Below are 17483 nucleotides of genomic sequence, written 5' to 3' on the forward strand. Positions count from 1 at the left end.
TTACGATTTTGTTTTGATCTTTGGTTTTACCTGAACGCCATCATAAAGTACATCCATACGGTTGATGGCAACCTTTTCCCCATTTTTCACACCCGATCTGATAATATAGTCATCACCACTTTCGGCTTTTATTTCAATAGGAATCAATCTCACCATATTGTTATCAGCCAGGCGGTAAACAAAAAACTTATCCTGTATATCTTTAACAGCTGCTTTAGGAACTAATAGCACATTCGATATAGATTCTTCTATTACCACATTGGCCGAGCCTCCAGAACGCAAAATCCTTTTTGGGTTATTGAATACGGCTTTCATGCTTACTGTTCCGGTTATCCGGTCAACGTTTCCACTGGCAATCTGCAGCTTACCATTTTCGGGATAATACTGCCCGTCGGCTGTAACCAGGCCAATTTTCATTTTGGCAGTGCGATCGGGATTTCCGGAATGCAGGCGCATAAATTCTGCCTCACTAACCGAGAAATAAACATATACTGTACTGATATCTGAAAGGGTGGTCAGTGGAGTAGCATCAGTTGCTGAGATCAGGTTGCCAACCCGGTTCGGAATCCTGCCTATATAGCCGCTTACGGGTGCTTTGATCAGTGCGAAATCAGCGTTTATTTTAGATGTCCCAACAGTGGCTTTCGCCTGGGCTACCTGCGCATTAGCTGCCTGCAGGTTAGCTTCAGCCGTCTTCAATTGTATTGGCGACACCACGCTTCCGCCAACAAGTGATTTCATTTTTTCTACTTCGATCCGAGCGTTAACCTGTGCTGCAATTGCAGCCTGCAAGGCGGCCAGGCTGTTGCTAACCTGTTCCTGAAAAACATCTGACTTGATTTTAAAAAGCAACTGTCCTTTCAGTACATAATCACCTTCTTTAACAAATATTTTCTCCAGGTAACCGCTCACCTGTGCTTTGATATCAACATTTACGAGCCCTTCGATATTGCCTGGGTACGTTTGTTTAACTGTTGCACGGCCAGGTTTTAAGGTAATAAAATCAGTCTCCAAAGCCTGCGACTGTACTGTAGAAGCATTTTGTGGTCCTTGGCTGCACCCCACCCATAATAAAGAGATACAGAACCAACTCAAGGATTTTTTTGTTATGCCCATTTTCATGATAATCTTGAAAGTAGAAACAGGTCCTATTACCTGTTCGGCTACAAAATAAAGCCCCATGAGGACAACCCTTATTTAGAATGATACCCAGGTGTTGAAAATAGCAGCTCAAACGTATTATATACGCCCTGAAGCGAACACCCTCAAGGCCTTTTATCCTGAGAAATTGCCAATACACATCCATTATACTTTGGTATCCGATTAAAATAAGATTGAATGGAACACGAACTGGCAGGACTAATTTTAATATTTCCTCTTAATTGAAATGAATCAAGTATCGCCTTGAGCAAAATCAATAGAATAGCAGTTTGTAAAGGAGAATTTAGTGCATAGACTTTATTAGTTAACAGCATGCGATAGCTAAACCACTCCATAACTTTCTAAAAAGTTATTGATCGTTTTATCTGTTTAGGGCATAAACAAGCTAAGCGTGCTGTGCAAAGCATCAAAAGAACCGGAAATGGAAATATTAGAAATTAAGCTTTTTTTGAAAATGTTCCTGCCATTAATCGATCGAATTAAAAGCCGGGCAGCACTAAGATGCCTGTTTAGGCATACCATAGCGTTGAATATACATAAAGGAGAAACGCTCTTTCCGAAAAACACCTTCAGCACCGCTGGTCAGATTATTATGATATGCAGTGGCCTGGTTAACAGTTTTTTGCAGGATGACGAATTTGGCAAGATAAACGTATGGCTGGGACAGGAAGGTAGCATTTATATTTGTCAAGGCCAGAACAGTTCCAGGCCAGAAAATCTAAATTTAGAGGCCATAGAAGATGCCATCGTTTTTCTAATAGATTATGAGGACCTTGAAACCTGCTATAAATCACATCCCGAGTTAGCTGAATTATTCTATTCCCACCTTCTTCCCTGTGCCATGAACGATGTCAGCGAAAGAAATATAATTTTTCGTTTACCTGATGCAGGCTGCAGAATTACGCGTTTTCGAACATTTTATCCGGGGCTGTACGAACGCCTGCCAAAAGAACTACTTCTTTCTTACGCTTTATGTGGATAATCGCCGAAATTACCAGGATCAATTCTTTTAATTGTATTCAAATGAGCAAGATAATGAGAATCGGTACAGTTCAAACACAATAGAGAACCAACCAGCAGAATAGCTGCTCCAGATTGGCTGGCATTTTTAACTGCATTAGCTATATACATTTTTTAAACGTTCAACTTTTTTTAAAATGATATCGTTTCCATCCTTTTCAATAAGGCCTTCTTTTGTAAAATCGCCGAGGATTCTGCTAAGGGTTTCTGACGCAATTCCAATAACATTCGCAAGGTCGGTTCTGGGAAGTGTAAGCCGGGTGTTATCAGATACATTACTTTCCTTTTTCGCCAATTTAACAATGGATCTCGATACCCGTTCCCTTACCGTGGCATGAGCGAGTTCTAATGTCTGTTCATCCCTTTCGTGTACCATTTTCGCTAATTTTTTAGCTAAAAAGTTTGTCACCTCCGGGTGTTCCTGAATCAATTCGTTAATAATCCCTAAAGGAATAACCACCACTTGTGCATCATTAACAACCATTGCAGTATTTGACATGCGTGATCCGGCAGTAAAATCCTGAAAACCAAAATAATCACCTGCGTAATATAATGCTGTAATCAATACGCGGCCTGAAGAATCTGCTACGAAAGTTTTTATTTTTCCTGAGAGTACGTAATAAATCCCCGTACAAGGTTCGCCTTTATAAAAAATTATCTGTTTTTTTTTAAAAATTCTTGGTACTAATGTTTGTCGCTTGGCATTCAACCAGAAAAGACCATTATCCATGCCCGTAGGACTTTTTTGTTGAAACTGCTGTTGGAGAAAAAACTCATGCTGAAGTCGTCTTTTTCTCAACCTTGCCTCCACCTGGTTGAGTAACTCCGCATCGTCAAAGTCGCCAATAAGAAAACCATCGGCACCAATTTCCATCAATCTTCTTATCGCATACTGATCATCTCCCTTTACAATCATCACTACAGATATGCTCACCGTATCAATAAACTTGTTTACCATCCGCAGTACACCAAACCCATCAATCCCGTTTAACTCCATGCCGCAAATGATCAGATCTATGGGGAGGTTTCTGATCAGCTCCATAGCCTTTTTCCCATTATCTGTAAACTCAACCAGGTATTTACCTGTGACCAATATATCGGAAATCTTCGCCCTGAGCTTGGCGTCCTTTAATATAATCAATATCTTAGAGCCTTCCATTTGCATGTAATTTTTCCAACAGAAAACCATTTGCCCCTGTTAGGTATCGAAGTTTGTTAATTGTTCCTTATCCGGCTGTTACAGAAAAAAGCATTACCTAGTCAAAGCATTTAATCGCTTTGAAACTGGGTATAACGGGGAATTCCTAGTAAAAGCATATCATCCCAAAAGGGCTATCTCATTACCTTAGGTCAATAATTAATCATTAAAGCCACCAAACTGTGTGCATTTAGATAGCAATTTTGTATAAGAAGGAAAAACATAAAACAAAGCCCGGAAAAGCACCTGATAATCAAACGTATCGATTGAGACATTAAAAATCCATATCCGTTACATTTTTTTTTCTTTGTGATCGCGTTTATGGTAATCACATTTATTTCAAAAGGTTTGCATTGCATTGATGTTAAAGACTTAGGGTAGATATTCTCAAAGGTTGTTAAAAAAATAAAAAAACCTCTTGATCATCATCAACTAATGGGTTGAAAAAAATCAAACAGAAATATAAGCATAATACAATTTATTTTAATAAATCGTTTTTATTGGCGTATTTTTTCAGTTCTTCAAATTTTTTGCTGATTCAAAAGTTGAGCGCTGTAGAGGTCATACCCTTAGCTTTAACGAGAAAAACAAATCACATATGATTGAAAATGAATATATTATGCACAAAACCTAAAAGATGAATCTTCGTATTGCAGAAAATGATTAGAGGTAAAGAATAAAAAGCCTGATTTGGATGATTTTGGTTTTTGGGAAGGTTAGAGATTAAAAACCATTATACTGAATAGCTTGACCGTAAAGCATACGCGATACTAAATTTAGGGGTTATAATCTCGCTAATGTACCTGCTATCCGAGCGATCCAAAATCTGGAAACTGAAGCTATTTCAACCGTATGAAACCGTTTTGATGACCTTCGAAAGATTTGTCAGGATGTTTTTAAAACATATGGACCATTCGTTACACCCGACACAGGTTAAGTCAATAAGGCAACTTTTTAAAACTTATCTTATACAAATAAAAACCCCAAAAGCTAAACTAAAGCCTTTGGGGTTTACTATTTTTGGAACAGCCTGTTTTCATTTCGTTATTGAAAACCGGCATATACTATTGCATTCAAATGTAGTCATTATGGTGTATAGCTACCGCTGAATTCTGTCAAACCATCTTTACGCATGGCTTCGATAATTAAGCAGGTATAGGCAAAATCCCAGCTTGTTGTCACCTCTGAATTCTGATTAAGACCATAAGGCCAGTAATGCTGGCTATCGCCACTAAGCTGGGCAGTATTGTCATTTGTGATCAGCCTCAATATAGCCGTTACACTAGGCGCCTGAAGTTTACCATTGACCAACGTATTCCACCACCATGAAGAAGTTCCTGTACCTAAAGTGTGCGAACCTTCATGAAGCATTGTGCGGAGATTTTGATAGGAAGAATTGGTTCCAAAACGCATCCAACCCTGATTGTTTGCATCAGCTGTTGGTACTCCATCAACATAATTGAGATATACGTGTTTGGTAACAGAAGTATAGTTATTAAAATACCAGGCTGCACTATCAATAGCAACCTGCAGCCTGCTATACGCAGCGAGCTCTTCCGCCCCAGGATTTTGAGATTTGTTAAAGGTATAGGTGAAGTTACCTTTTGCAATGGTTTTAAACGTCACTTCACTACTGTAACTTACTCCTTTTGAATTAATGGCATAAGCCCGGGCATAATAGGTGGTTTTTGGCGTCAGGTCTTTTAAGCTCACCCTAAATTTACCAAGCCCTTTATTACTATGCTTCACTTTACTACTATTAATAGTAGGATTTGATGTGGAAGCATAAACAATTCCCCGTTCTGTTATGGCATCACCACCATCTGTTAACACTTCAATATCTGCTGCTGCCACAGTAGAACCAATAATATACATGGGAGAAAAACCAAAGGTAGCGCTGGCTATGCTGGCGGTAACGAGCTCGATTTCATTGCCGTAAGCAACTCCGGCTTTGTTTACAGCAAAAGCTCTTACATAATATTTAGTTGAAGCGGTTAGCCCTTTAATTTCACTGGTAAACGTACCTGACCCACTTACACTCACTACTCCGGATTTATTGTTATCCACTGTTGGTTTTGGAGAGGTACTCCAGCAAACCCCCTGATCGGTAACCGGCGACCCGCCTTTGTCGGTTATCACTCCCCCACTCATGGCAGAAGTGGTGGTAATACTTGTAAAAGTGCTAGTGGTAATAGTAGCAATGGAACCATTTGACTCCGTTTTAGGTGTTGTGGTTTCAGCTACTTTTTCAGTCTTTTTACATCCGCCAAAAAGGGCAAGAATAAAACATATTGCAATAAGATATTTTTTTGATTGAGTCTTCATACGTAGCGATAATTATAGGTTTTACTATTTGCTAATTAAAAATAGAGCGTGGGCAAAACTGAATAATCCTCGAAGCTAAGTTAAGACTTGAGGATTATTCAATAATGTTTATTTTATCATTAAAGTGATTTCAGCGACACGCCTTTTACTATCCAATATTGATTACCTGTAGTCATAGTAGCAAGAAAACCAATTGAAACCGTAGTCGGCTGTGTTAGCGTAAACTGGAGGTTTTTATCCGCAAAATTCGTGTAAGCTATTGCTGTTGATATTGAATTTACATTTGGAAGTGTATTTCCAACAGCGGCGACAATATAAACGGGATCAATGGCTTCGTTTGCTCCTATATCAATTGCGAAATTATATTTACCCGCAGGTAGCGTAAACGATTGATATATTTTACCATCGATTATTGCGGCCGTATTGCTCCACCCCATTTCCATTGCCAAGGTTCCGCCTTGATCAGAACACCAGCTTCCGTAACCACCATGGTTTTTAACACTGGCAGAAACAACCCAATCTTTTAAAACACGCCATCTGCCGCTACCACTTGCACCATCTGATACGAATGGATTCCCTTTATTTTTAAAATATCCGGTATAATCAATTAATATACGTTGTGTTTGAAAAGCCGTAGCAAAAGTATCAACACATGTGGTATCCGGTAAAAATAGTGTGCGATATTGAATATCTGTTCCCGCTTTCAAATCAGGAATAACTGTTCTACTAGAATCAATTATCGTTCTAATTTTTTTAGATACATCACTTGTACTGGTATATTGTACTTCGGTAGCAAATACTCCGGTAAGATTATCCATACCTAACCACGATATAACACCCTTACCAGTACTAGCATCAGCAGTTGCAGAAGAAATAGGTCTGTTCGATAATGAGGCCTTATATCGATCGCCATACGATCTAGCATTAGCATAAACGGGAATGGATTTATTACCTGCCTTATCATAAGTATATATGATAAAATTCTGTAAACCTTCTGTTGTTATTGGAATGGAGTACTTAAGAGTATCTATAACGTTTTTTTTAATCACCGGGATTACCAATGAGTCTTTCATGTTATTCCAAAATATTTTGCAGGTTACAACTTTAGGATCAGCTAGAAAAAGCCCTTTTAGCAACACTCTAGAATCACCGGAATACATTTTAACAGAATCTAACTTACCTGTATAAGAAATTTCGCCACCTGCAACGAACTTCTTAAAGTCATCCTGTTTGGTACAGGCACTGTAAATTCCTAGAACTAATAAAAGCACGGAATAAACGGTTAACTTTCTATATTTTTTTAATTTATAATTACTCATGTTTATCATTTTTAAATGAAACTTAAATTGCTATCGCGGATCTCCATAACACTGAATCTCAGAAATAGATTGGAAGGTTGTACCTTGCCAGTTTTTATTAGATTTAATGCGCAGATAGCGGAATTTCTTCGCAACAGCCCCAAAAGTATAACTGATACCAGCATTGGCAAAGGCATAATCTTCCGACGTTTGTACACCATACGCACTACCTGATGGTTTAGTTGATTTATAAGATCCGATCATTACCCAATTATTAAAGCTGCCATCGGCAGGAGGGTTATCAGATGCCCAGATTTCAAAATCCTTTAAGTTTCCGCCGTAATAGTACATCCTTCCGCCATTTAGGTATTCAGGATAGTTCCACACTACGATTCTACTTAAAATTGCAGACTTTCCGAGATCAAAAGTTACCCATTGTGGCGTTATTTGTGTAACGTCGGTAAGTGAACATCTTGGCCAGTCAATAAAGTTATTATCCCACATATTCTCTAAGGCAGTCGCCGTGTAAGTCTGCTTAGTATCTGTAGGAAGTTTTAACGCTTTGTATAGCGATTTTGAAAGCGCTGTTTCATATAACGGCTTTAAGGTAGTATATAAGGTATCACTATAATTTAACCAACGATCGCGAATCGTAATTGCAAATTTACTGGTGAGAGTGTCTAAACCACGAATTGACTGGTTAATATCCGCCGCGGAAGTATAAATGTTTTTGCCGAGCGATTCGTATTTACCATTTTTCATAATCATTACCTCAATTGATAAATCGGCCTTAGCCGGATTAATAGACGTAAAGTTAATGCCTGCAAAATCGGGTATTACTTTTAAATTTCTGAATACTCCTTTAATCGGATTTTCCAAAGGTTTGATTTTAACGATTGTTGGCGCTGAGGCAACTTCGCTTCTGTTTACTGCGTAAACCATCACCTCATGCTCATTGGTATCGCCGAAGCCTTCTACTAACAAGCTGTTATTGTAATACGAGGATTTAACTTCTGCCTCCGTACCATTTGCTAATTTGTATACCGCCTTAACATACAGTAAATCCTTATCTGCGGGCAAAGTATAGCTAATTTTAGCATTGGCCGGACCGTTCTCTACCACGATGTTAGAAACTTGCCCCGGCGGCGTATCATTCGTTTCAAATGGCTTAAGTTCATCCTGCTTACATCCTATAAATGACACTATCATTGTTGACAGCACCAAATAAAGTAGTTGATTAATCTTTTTCATATTTTTTTATTGATTAATAATAATTTTACCATCCAGGGTTTTGTACCAGTTTAGGATTAACAGTTAAATCATATGTTCTAATTGGCCATAAATAATCGCGCGGCGCTATAAAATTCTGATTTAACACTGTTCTTACACGGTAATAAGACTGCTCATCGGGCTGGTTTACGCTCCATGCAGTAATCGGCTGATTAAACATTTCGGCTGCCCGTTTCCATCTTCTGATATCCCAATAGCGACTACCTTCAAAAGCCATCTCAATTAAGCGTTCTTGTTGAATGATCTGACGCATACCATCTTTAGTGGTATATTTTGCTGGATTACTTGAATAGTTTGTCCATGAAGTTTCTACACTTTGAAGCCCAGCTCTGGTTCTGATTTTGTTAATATATGTGTATACATCCGAATTAGGACTAGACAAAGTTTCATTTAGCGCTTCTGCATACATTAAATACAGATCCGCCAAACGAACCTCGGGCCAGGCATAGGTTCTGTATGTCGCCCCACTATTGCTTTGCGACATGTTCCAATCCACAACTTTTTTAACAAAATAACCAGTTTCATTATACCAACCAAAGTTGTTTGCGCCAGCCAATTGTGTAGATTTTGCTTCAACAGTATAGGTATTTTCATCTGTGCCTGAAGGGCTATCATACTTGTACCATGTTGCACCGTCAAACGCCAAATCAGCATAAAAACGTGGTTCTCTGTCAAAGTTTAATCTGGCAGTATTGTAGCCCTCTTTGATGTAAAAACGTTCTGCTTTCACTGCTTTCCTGATGCTATAACGATTACTGAAATCAAGCGTTTTGTCTTCGTTGATCGGCACACCGTTTCTGGTATAAAACATTTCTGCAATTTTTATGGGGGGAGCAAGCTGTTGTCGTGCTAACCCCACCGGAATAGGATCTGACCCTTTCATTAAACGTGGCATTGCTACCTGTTGCATAAACAATGATAAACTATTTGGATTTGCCCAAACATGCTCAGAATTTTGCGCTACCCTTTCGGTTAATGCACCTCTAATGGTTAGCTGTCTTAGCGTTGTGTCAGACAATTTAAACTGAGAACCAGGAAATTGATATAATTTAAATCCAGCGCTTTCAGCTGCATCTATTGCAGCTTTTGCTGCATCCTTGGCTTTTCCCCATTTGTTTGCATCATAGGTAGTGTTAAAAAGGGCAACACCATCTTTGTCTCTGAAACCAGCATAATCTGTATTTCCGTTAAACAGCGGGCTGGCAGCAGTAAGTAATAACTTAGCCTTAATTGCAAGTGCGATTGGCTTGGTAATGCGTCCCAACTCATTAGTTCTGTCAGTAATAATCATGGGCAAGTTGGTGATAGCTTCGTCCAACAGATTATTCACGTAATCCACGCAATCATCAAAAGGCACCCTTTTAATTCTCACTTCATCCACAGAAGCATCTAGTTCCAGGTTTTTATCGACAATTGGAATCGGACCGTACATCCGTAATAGTAAAAAGTTATAATATGCCTTCAAAAATTTCACTTCAGCAATCCAACGTTGTCTTTCATCCAATTTGAGATCTGGAACTTTCGTCTGATCCTGTACATTCTCTAAAAAAATATTACAGGTTCTGATTGCTTTGTACAAACCAAAGTTATCATTATATCCACCACCCTGATAGCGTCCGTTCCATGCATCCATCAAGGGATTGTCAGCATTCTGACTACCTCTGGCAATACGCCATCCGTAAGAAATAAACTCACGTTCTTCGATATTAGACCAGATTTCATCTCCGGCCATAAAGCCCATATTGTTCAACGGGTCACCATCCTTTGGCAGAAAAGAATAACAGGTAAACAAATATTTCTCTGCCTCACTTCTTAAGGTAAATGCATTGTCTATTGTGGCTACATTATCAGGAACGATATCCAGATACTTTTTACATGAACCCAATAAAACTAAACTCAGCATTAGAATGGAGGCAAACCCCACTAAACCAGGTTTCTTTTTAATCTGAAATAATATTTCGGTATTTTTCATTGTATTTTCTTTAACAATCTTTAAAAACTTAAACTCACACCTAAATTGTATACCGTTTGAATAGGGTAACCTAAACCATTTCCTCCCATTTCTACGTCCCATAATTTAAATGAGCTAAACGCAGCAAGATTACTGGCATTTAAATAAAAGCGGGTAGCCCTGATTCCAAGTTTATTTTGGATTCTGTTTGGGAGATTATACCCGAGTTCTACTGTTTTTAATCTTAAAAATGATCCATTACGCATCCACCAAGTCGATGTCTGATTATTATTAGCAACGAATTTGTCGCTTAACCGTGGCCAAAATGCATATATATCACGGTTTTCTTCACTCCAATGGCTATTGGCAATAACGTCAAGAAGGCCGTTTTGTGAACCTCCGTTAAATACAAATGGAGAAATATTTTGTGGATTGATAAAAAATGAAGAGCGTGCAGAACCTTGGAAAAAGGCAGAGATATCAAAGCCCTTGAAGCCGAAAGTTCCTCCAAAACCATAAATTATTTCTGGCGCCTGAGGCAACCCGATGGGTACTGCGTCTGCTGCAGATATTATGCCATCGCCATTTACATCTCTGTATTTAATATCACCACCACCATAATCAAGTCCCGGTTTACCTGCAAATTGTACAGGTGAATTTTTAGCCTCGGCATCGTCAACAAATAGTCTTTCTGCGATATATCCAAAAGCTTGCGTACTTGGCAATCCAACGCGTGTACGATAGGCCTCGTTTGAATTATAAGCAGGCTCATCATTGATCAAAACTTTATTAGTTGCATAGGTAAGGTTACCTCTTAATTGCAAATACATGCCGTTTCCAAGAGACTTATTATAATTAGCCGAAAAATCAACTCCTCTGCTCTCCATCTCGTTTGTATTTGCCTTAACTGCCGCCTGAAGTCCCATAGTGCTAGGAACATATACCCTATCTGTTAAAATGTTCGAACGGTTCTGTTTATATACATCAATATTAAGACTTAACGCATCGAACAGGGTCATATCTAAACCAAGATTAAGTTGTTTTGATTTTTCCCATGTGATCAAAGGGTTTGCATATCTTGAAATAGAAATACCATCTTTATAATAAAAGTTATTCTCTCCAAATGTTCCACCATAGCCTGCATCATTCATATTTACCTCAGAAAGATAGAAGAATCGATCCTGGGTTCTTCCAATCTGGTCATTACCTGTTATACCATAAGTAGCTCTAAATTTTACATTACTTAATACTTTGCTCAAAGGCTTAAAGAACTTCTCGTTCGAGATCAGATAACCCAAACCAAATGAAGGGAAGAATCCGAAACGATTATTTGCAGCAAAACGCTCCGATCCATTATAACCGAAGTTGAATTCCGCCAAGTAGCGATTATCATATCCATAAGTTGCACGTCCAGACACCCCCTGGTTACGGGAAGGCAATGACAACTGAAGACTTCCGGCGTTTGCCGCCAGATAATTTCTCATATTGGTAATCAACATTCCTGTTACCGCATGCTTCTCTTTAAAAGTATGGCTGTAATTTACTGCTACCTCGGTATAAAAAGTAGAGTTCAAGCTTTTAGTACCTTCTGAATAATTAAGATATTCTGTACCGGTAAGGCCATATGTTGGAGGTGCACCACTATTTAACAAGTTTAGCATAAAATCACCGCCTGCTGGATTTGGAACAGCTGAATAATAAAAAGGATTATAATTCCGCGCGATATCAAAATAGGAATATCTGATCACATACGACATCATCCGCGCGCTCAAACCTGGCAACAAACCTTTTAAATCTTGTTTGAGTTCAATCTGTGTTTGTAAGGTTGAAGAATTATTATCCTGATATCCTTTAACCATTTCAGCATATGGATTCACATATAGCGACCCTGAAGGAGAAATGGCATTACCAAATAGAGGATGTTTAGCATAAGGCTGATAACTTGCAGGATAAACTGAAGGGAACATTACAGGATTTGACCAGAGTGCCTGGTTAAAAATTTTCTGGCCACCATTGATTTTATTTCCATTACTATCGTAACCTCCTACTGGTCCTCTGTAATCGTCAAACTGGCCATACACTCTGACAATAGCTTCTGTAGTATTCGTCAGGTTAATATTAACAGTTGATCTCAATGAATAATTTCTTAGTTTTATGTTACTGTTAAAATTATTAAGATCAGCTACTTTCAATACCCCATTATCAATGTTATACGTACCTGAAATATAATAACTGGCTTTACTCCCCCCCCCTGTTACGTTCATGTTGTAACGTTGATTAAAAGTATAATCCTTAATCAACTCTTTTATCCAATCGTTATTTGGATATAAAAGCGGATTTTCACCAGCGGCGGTAGCGTCGATTTTGGTTTGCAGGTAAGGCAATATCGCTAATCGGCTCCTGGTTAAAGCAGCTTCATTAGCTAATTTCATATAGCTAATATTATCTGCAAATTTGAAATTTTTGGTATTACCTGATAATGAAGTTTCAGCACGGAAAAAATATTTTGTCTCTCCAGCCTGTCCTGCCTTGGTTAAAATCAAAAGCACACCATTTGCACCTCTGGCACCATAAACAGCCGCAGCCGTAGCATCTTTCAATACGTTAAATGAAGCAATATCATCAGGTTGTAAGCGAGCCATGTCATTTTGAGTAGATTCAACACCATCGATCAAAATTAACGGATCTTGTTTACCGGCACCGAAACTACCTAACCCGCGGATAAAGAAAGATGCATTGTCTGCACCAGGCTCGCCACTACGTTGATAAGCAATCATACCCGCAACTCTACCTGCCAACATGGTAGTTAGGTTACTGGTTGGCCCTTTTAATTCTTTTGGATTAATTGATGTGATTGAACTGATTACACTTTGTTTTTTCTGTGTACCAAAACCAACTACCGCAACATCCTGTAAAGAATTTGCATCGGGTTTTAATACTACATTGATAACATAGCTTCCATCACCTGACTTCTCGTAATCAGCGACAGCTTTAGTTTGTGCCTTATAACCTACCAGGGAAAAAAGCAATTTACCCGAACGTGCAACTTTGATGGTATACCTTCCAAGGTCATCTGTGGAAATCCCCCGACTTGACCCTGAAACTTTAACATTTACACCAGGTAATCCGCCCATAGTATCCTTTACCACTCCTTTTACTGTTACTTCATTTTGAGCTGAGGCTGCAAAGCCCATACTCAAAAACAACAGCATACTGAGCAGCGTTCGGAATACGCCTCCACGGAAAAACAGGCAGCCCGAAATTTGAGCTTTCTTTTTGTAGATTTTTCTCATTTTTTGATTTTAGTTTGAAATTGTTTGTTTATTAGTTTATTCATGAGCGTACCAACCACCATACGGTAAAACCGTACAATGACAGATATTCTTACTTTGCAAAACTCGCCAGAAAGCTTTTTCTAGTTAAAAAAAAGCTTGATGATAATTTGGCAGCAATCACCTCAATAGAGATAATTGTAAGCAGAGGTTTAGTTTAATGTTCTTGATAGTCTGGTTTTCTTCATATGTTCAATAGTATATTTGGTTGTAACAAATTAACCACTAAAATCGGCATATGAGTGAGGGGCAATATGGTAATTTTTAGGGGCCAAATTAATAAGATAGCTGTTGAAGCACCTAAAAAACCCATATTATCCAATTATAACGATAATGTTAAACTAATTTGTCTTAAACATTATCACTAGCAGGTTTTGTTTATAGCGCACGTAAATCCGTTCCGTTGAGGGCTGTTGAACACTGGCATCTTCTGGTTTATAGTATCCATGATGATTTAATATGATGCTATCGAACGCAAGATAAATACGGGCAAATAAACGATAGTTCCTGCGACGGTTTAGATCAATTTTGGTATACTCATTTTTTAATGTGGGCAGAACATTAGTCGATCTAATTTATCAAACACCGTATACTTCACTCCGCCAAGAAAAGTTACGATATACTTTGTAAACCATTTTGTAATGGTCCTGTTGTTTCTATCTTTGTAACCGGCCTCGCACTGCCGCTTTTGCAAACCGGATAATTTTGAAAAATAAAATTCTGGCTTTAAAAATTCGTATTGGAAATAATAGTGCCTTTAAAAAGCTAAATACAAAAAATCAACATGTCTGACGAGAAAATAATATTTTCAATGGCAGGGGTAAACAAAATCTACCCGCCACAAAAACAGGTTTTAAAAAATATTTACCTTTCTTTCTTTTACGGCGCCAAAATCGGAGTAATCGGTTTAAATGGTTCTGGTAAGTCATCTCTTCTAAAAATTATTGCCGGCCTGGATAAATCTTACCAGGGCGAAGTTGTTTTCTCTCCCGGTTATTCGGTTGGTTATCTGGCTCAAGAGCCGATCCTTGATCCGGAAAAAACCGTTCGCGAGGTAGTTGAAGAAGGTGTAGCCGAAGTTACGGCCACCTTAAAAGAATATGAAGAAGTGAATGAGGCCTTCGGTTTGGAGGAAAACTATTCTGATCCAGATAAAATGGATAAGTTAATGGCCAGACAGGGCGAACTGCAGGATAAAATCGATTCTTTGGGTGCCTGGGAAATTGATTCAAAACTGGAAAGGGCCATGGATGCTTTACGTTGCCCTGATCCGGATACCAAAATTAGTGTGTTATCTGGTGGTGAACGCCGCCGTGTGGCCATGTGCCGTCTATTGCTGCAACATCCTGATGTATTATTATTAGATGAGCCTACCAACCACTTAGATGCCGAAAGTATTGATTGGTTGGAGCAATTCCTGCAAAATTACGAAGGAACGGTCATTGCGGTTACCCACGACAGGTATTTCCTTGATAACGTGGCCGGATGGATTTTAGAGTTAGACCGTGGTGAAGGTATTCCATGGAAAGGGAACTACAGCAGCTGGTTAGATCAGAAAGCAAAACGTTTGGCACAGGAAGAAAAAACCGAGAGCAAACGTCAGAAAACTTTAGAGCGAGAGCTCGAATGGGTACGCATGGCACCTAAGGCACGTCATGCAAAATCGAAAGCACGTATTGCCAACTATGATAAATTAGCTTCGGAAGATGGCAGGGAAAGAGAAGAGAAATTGGAACTCTTCATCCCTCCAGGGCCGCGATTGGGCAACGTGGTTATTGAAGCCACGAATGTTAGCAAAGCTTATGGCGATAAGGTGCTGTTCGACAATTTGAACTTTTCCCTTCCTCCGGCAGGTATTGTTGGTATTATTGGGCCCAATGGTGCAGGTAAAACCACCTTATTCCGTTTAATTACCGGACAGGAAGAGGCAGATGCCGGTACTTTCCGCGTAGGTGAAACGGTTGAGCTGGGTTATGTAGATCAGATGCACAATGATTTAGATGCCGAGAAAACCGTTTACGAAAACATTACTGATGGATTAGACAATATCCAGTTAGGTACCAAAGCCGTTAACGGCCGTGCCTACGTTTCAAAGTTTAACTTTAATGGCGGTGATCAGCAGAAAAAAGTCGGCGTTTTATCAGGAGGTGAACGTAACCGCGTGCATTTAGCCATTACCTTAAAAAAAGGAGCCAATGTATTGCTACTGGATGAGCCAACCAACGATATTGATGTAAATACTCTACGTGCGCTGGAGGAAGCTTTAGAAAACTTTGGCGGCTGTGCAGTGGTAATCAGTCACGACAGGTGGTTTTTGGACAGGATCTGTACGCATATCCTGGCTTTCGAAGGGAACTCTGAAGTTTATTTCTTTGAGGGGAACTATTCTGATTACGAAGAAAACCGTAAAAAACGTTTGGGCGATGTAACTCCAAAACGCATCAGGTATAAAAAATTAGATTAATAAAAAGTCCCGATGATATCGGGACTTTTTTTGTTTGAGATGATTGCGTTAATAAAAATCATCGCTCTTTTGACCGGAAATATTCTTGAGCCTAAAACAGTTAGATAAAATATATGCTATAATAAATCGAGCAATCATCGTAAACAAATTATCGTTTTCCACCGAAGGCTGTCTCAGAAATGATTTTGGACATTTTGGCAGAATAATATTTTGAAAGGGCGTCATTCCCGTGAAAACGGGAATCACGGAGTGCTCAGCGAAGCTAATCTTAATGCGATAGAACGGCAACTAAATAAGTCCTTAACAGAGCATTAAGATGCCCAGTCAAGCTGAGCATGACGATATACCCAAATTTAATTCTCCTGCTATTATTTGATCTGTTATTTTGAGACAGGCTCATTTTCATGATTACGCAGGCTGCACAAATGACACAGGACTTTGATTTTCTTTTGTTTGCATTTGTCCAAAAAAAGAAATTCATATTAATAAAAAGCTCATGCCAGGGTAAAGGCAAAACCACCAATTTTAGCACTCGAAGCCTCAATTAAATTAAAATATCGAAGGCCAAAGTTATACGTGTTGTTTAAGATCAGTCACTGCGTTGAGAATGACATAAAAGAAAGTAATTTTGATCTGAAGCCCTCAAATTTTAGAATCATCAGCCAATGAACTAATGGCCCATGATCTTTCTAGTGCCAGTTTTTGAAAGCCCTTTTTACCGCAGCGTCGGTTACCTCTTCCATTATTTTATAACCTGCAAGGTTAGGATGAACACCATCTACCGTTAGCTCAGCGCGCTGACCTTTTCGTTCGTCTACCAAAGGTGTCCAATAATCCAGAACAGTGTAATTCCGCTCTTTGGCGTAGGCTTCAATTTTTTCATTTAGCTTCACAATACTATCAGCTGCTTTGATGCGCTTGTTCCATGGATATTCGTAAACCGGAAGATATTTACAAAGTATAACCTTAATATGATGCAACCTTGCAAGTTCTGCCATAGATTTAATATTATCCATAATCTTATCTATGGTAACGTGGCCAGTATTTCCTGCAATATCATTACTACCTGCCAAAATAATCACCGCTTTTGGCTTCAGGTTAATTACATCCTGCCGAAAACGGATCAGCAATTGTGGCGAAATCTGTCCACTTATTCCCCTATCCACATAATTATTCCTGTTAAAATATTCAGGATCTTTCTGTTTCCAGAATTCGAAAATAGAACTTCCCAAAAACACTACTCTTTTTTCTGTTTTGGCTGGTAGCAGTAAAATTTCATTTTCTTTCTGATATTTCGTTAAAGCAGCCCAATCGTCACTAAAATTTTCCTTTTCAGCTTTGGTATTTAATGAGTCTGCTTGCTGATTTTGGGCAAACGCAACATGACCGGAAAGCAATAAAATAAAAAAGAGGAATTTATTCATAAGGTAAAATTGGATAAATG

At 38.8% G+C, this 17483-nt stretch carries 10 protein-coding genes; 2 read left to right on the plus strand and 8 right to left on the minus strand.

Annotated features, from left to right (window positions below; all coding sequences use genetic code 11):
- Positions 1 to 1182 carry an efflux RND transporter periplasmic adaptor subunit gene (locus tag ACFE6N_RS13450; RefSeq protein WP_378937239.1) on the minus strand — a complete coding sequence of 394 codons (1182 nt, stop codon included), beginning with the start codon at positions 1180 to 1182 and terminating at the stop codon, positions 1 to 3.
- A 400-nt stretch (positions 1183 to 1582) separates the two neighbouring features.
- Here ACFE6N_RS13450 and ACFE6N_RS13455 point away from each other — a divergent pair, with 400 nt between their 5' ends.
- Entirely contained in the window at positions 1583 to 2143 is a 561-nt protein-coding gene (locus ACFE6N_RS13455) for a hypothetical protein (RefSeq protein ID WP_378937241.1), read from the plus strand.
- Between the two features lie 135 nt (positions 2144 to 2278).
- Here ACFE6N_RS13455 and ACFE6N_RS13460 read toward each other — a convergent pair whose 3' ends face one another.
- The 6 genes from ACFE6N_RS13460 to ACFE6N_RS13485 form a co-directional block, all read right to left on the minus strand.
- Positions 2279 to 3340 carry a cyclic nucleotide-binding domain-containing protein gene (locus ACFE6N_RS13460; protein WP_378937243.1) on the minus strand — a complete coding sequence of 354 codons (1062 nt, stop codon included), beginning with the start codon at positions 3338 to 3340 and terminating at the stop codon, positions 2279 to 2281.
- A 1125-nt stretch (positions 3341 to 4465) separates the two neighbouring features.
- Positions 4466 to 5704, minus strand: coding sequence for a hypothetical protein (locus ACFE6N_RS13465; protein ID WP_378937245.1), 1239 nt, complete (start codon positions 5702 to 5704; stop codon positions 4466 to 4468).
- Positions 5705 to 5823: 119 nt separating this feature from the next.
- Entirely contained in the window at positions 5824 to 7023 is a 1200-nt protein-coding gene (locus ACFE6N_RS13470; protein WP_378937247.1) for a DUF4998 domain-containing protein, read from the minus strand.
- A gap of 30 nt (positions 7024 to 7053) precedes the next feature.
- Positions 7054 to 8253, minus strand: a complete 1200-nt coding sequence (locus ACFE6N_RS13475; protein WP_378937249.1) for a DUF5000 domain-containing lipoprotein — start codon at positions 8251 to 8253, stop codon at positions 7054 to 7056.
- A gap of 25 nt (positions 8254 to 8278) precedes the next feature.
- Entirely contained in the window at positions 8279 to 10264 is a 1986-nt protein-coding gene (locus tag ACFE6N_RS13480; RefSeq protein ID WP_378937251.1) for a RagB/SusD family nutrient uptake outer membrane protein, read from the minus strand.
- A 20-nt stretch (positions 10265 to 10284) separates the two neighbouring features.
- Positions 10285 to 13536, minus strand: coding sequence for a SusC/RagA family TonB-linked outer membrane protein (locus tag ACFE6N_RS13485; protein ID WP_378937253.1), 3252 nt, complete (start codon positions 13534 to 13536; stop codon positions 10285 to 10287).
- Positions 13537 to 14359: 823 nt separating this feature from the next.
- Between ACFE6N_RS13485 and ettA the strand changes: the two genes are divergently transcribed.
- On the plus strand, positions 14360 to 16039 hold the full coding sequence (ettA, locus tag ACFE6N_RS13490) for an energy-dependent translational throttle protein EttA (RefSeq protein ID WP_378937255.1): 1680 nt from the start codon (positions 14360 to 14362) through the stop codon (positions 16037 to 16039).
- A gap of 689 nt (positions 16040 to 16728) precedes the next feature.
- Here the strand turns inward: ettA and ACFE6N_RS13495 are convergent.
- Positions 16729 to 17463, minus strand: coding sequence for a GDSL-type esterase/lipase family protein (locus ACFE6N_RS13495; RefSeq protein ID WP_378937257.1), 735 nt, complete (start codon positions 17461 to 17463; stop codon positions 16729 to 16731).
- Positions 17464 to 17483: the final 20 nt, after the last annotated feature.

The sequence above is a fragment of the Pedobacter sp. BG31 genome (genome assembly GCF_042464845.1).
GTDB classification, from domain to species: domain Bacteria; phylum Bacteroidota; class Bacteroidia; order Sphingobacteriales; family Sphingobacteriaceae; genus Pedobacter; species Pedobacter suwonensis.

What these genes read in the sequence shown, in the direction of transcription:
- ACFE6N_RS13450 (WP_378937239.1), bottom strand. Translation starts at nt 1,182, where the DNA reads ATGGGGCTTTATTTTGTAGCCGAACAGGTAATAGGACCTGTTTCTACT.
- ACFE6N_RS13455 (WP_378937241.1), top strand. Translation starts at nt 1,583, where the DNA reads ATGGAAATATTAGAAATTAAGCTTTTTTTGAAAATGTTCCTGCCATTA.
- ACFE6N_RS13460 (WP_378937243.1), bottom strand. Translation starts at nt 3,340, where the DNA reads ATGGAAGGCTCTAAGATATTGATTATATTAAAGGACGCCAAGCTCAGG.
- ACFE6N_RS13465 (WP_378937245.1), bottom strand. Translation starts at nt 5,704, where the DNA reads ATGAAGACTCAATCAAAAAAATATCTTATTGCAATATGTTTTATTCTT.
- ACFE6N_RS13470 (WP_378937247.1), bottom strand. Translation starts at nt 7,023, where the DNA reads ATGAGTAATTATAAATTAAAAAAATATAGAAAGTTAACCGTTTATTCC.
- ACFE6N_RS13475 (WP_378937249.1), bottom strand. Translation starts at nt 8,253, where the DNA reads ATGAAAAAGATTAATCAACTACTTTATTTGGTGCTGTCAACAATGATA.
- ACFE6N_RS13480 (WP_378937251.1), bottom strand. Translation starts at nt 10,264, where the DNA reads ATGAAAAATACCGAAATATTATTTCAGATTAAAAAGAAACCTGGTTTA.
- ACFE6N_RS13485 (WP_378937253.1), bottom strand. Translation starts at nt 13,536, where the DNA reads ATGAGAAAAATCTACAAAAAGAAAGCTCAAATTTCGGGCTGCCTGTTT.
- ettA (WP_378937255.1), top strand. Translation starts at nt 14,360, where the DNA reads ATGTCTGACGAGAAAATAATATTTTCAATGGCAGGGGTAAACAAAATC.
- ACFE6N_RS13495 (WP_378937257.1), bottom strand. Translation starts at nt 17,463, where the DNA reads ATGAATAAATTCCTCTTTTTTATTTTATTGCTTTCCGGTCATGTTGCG.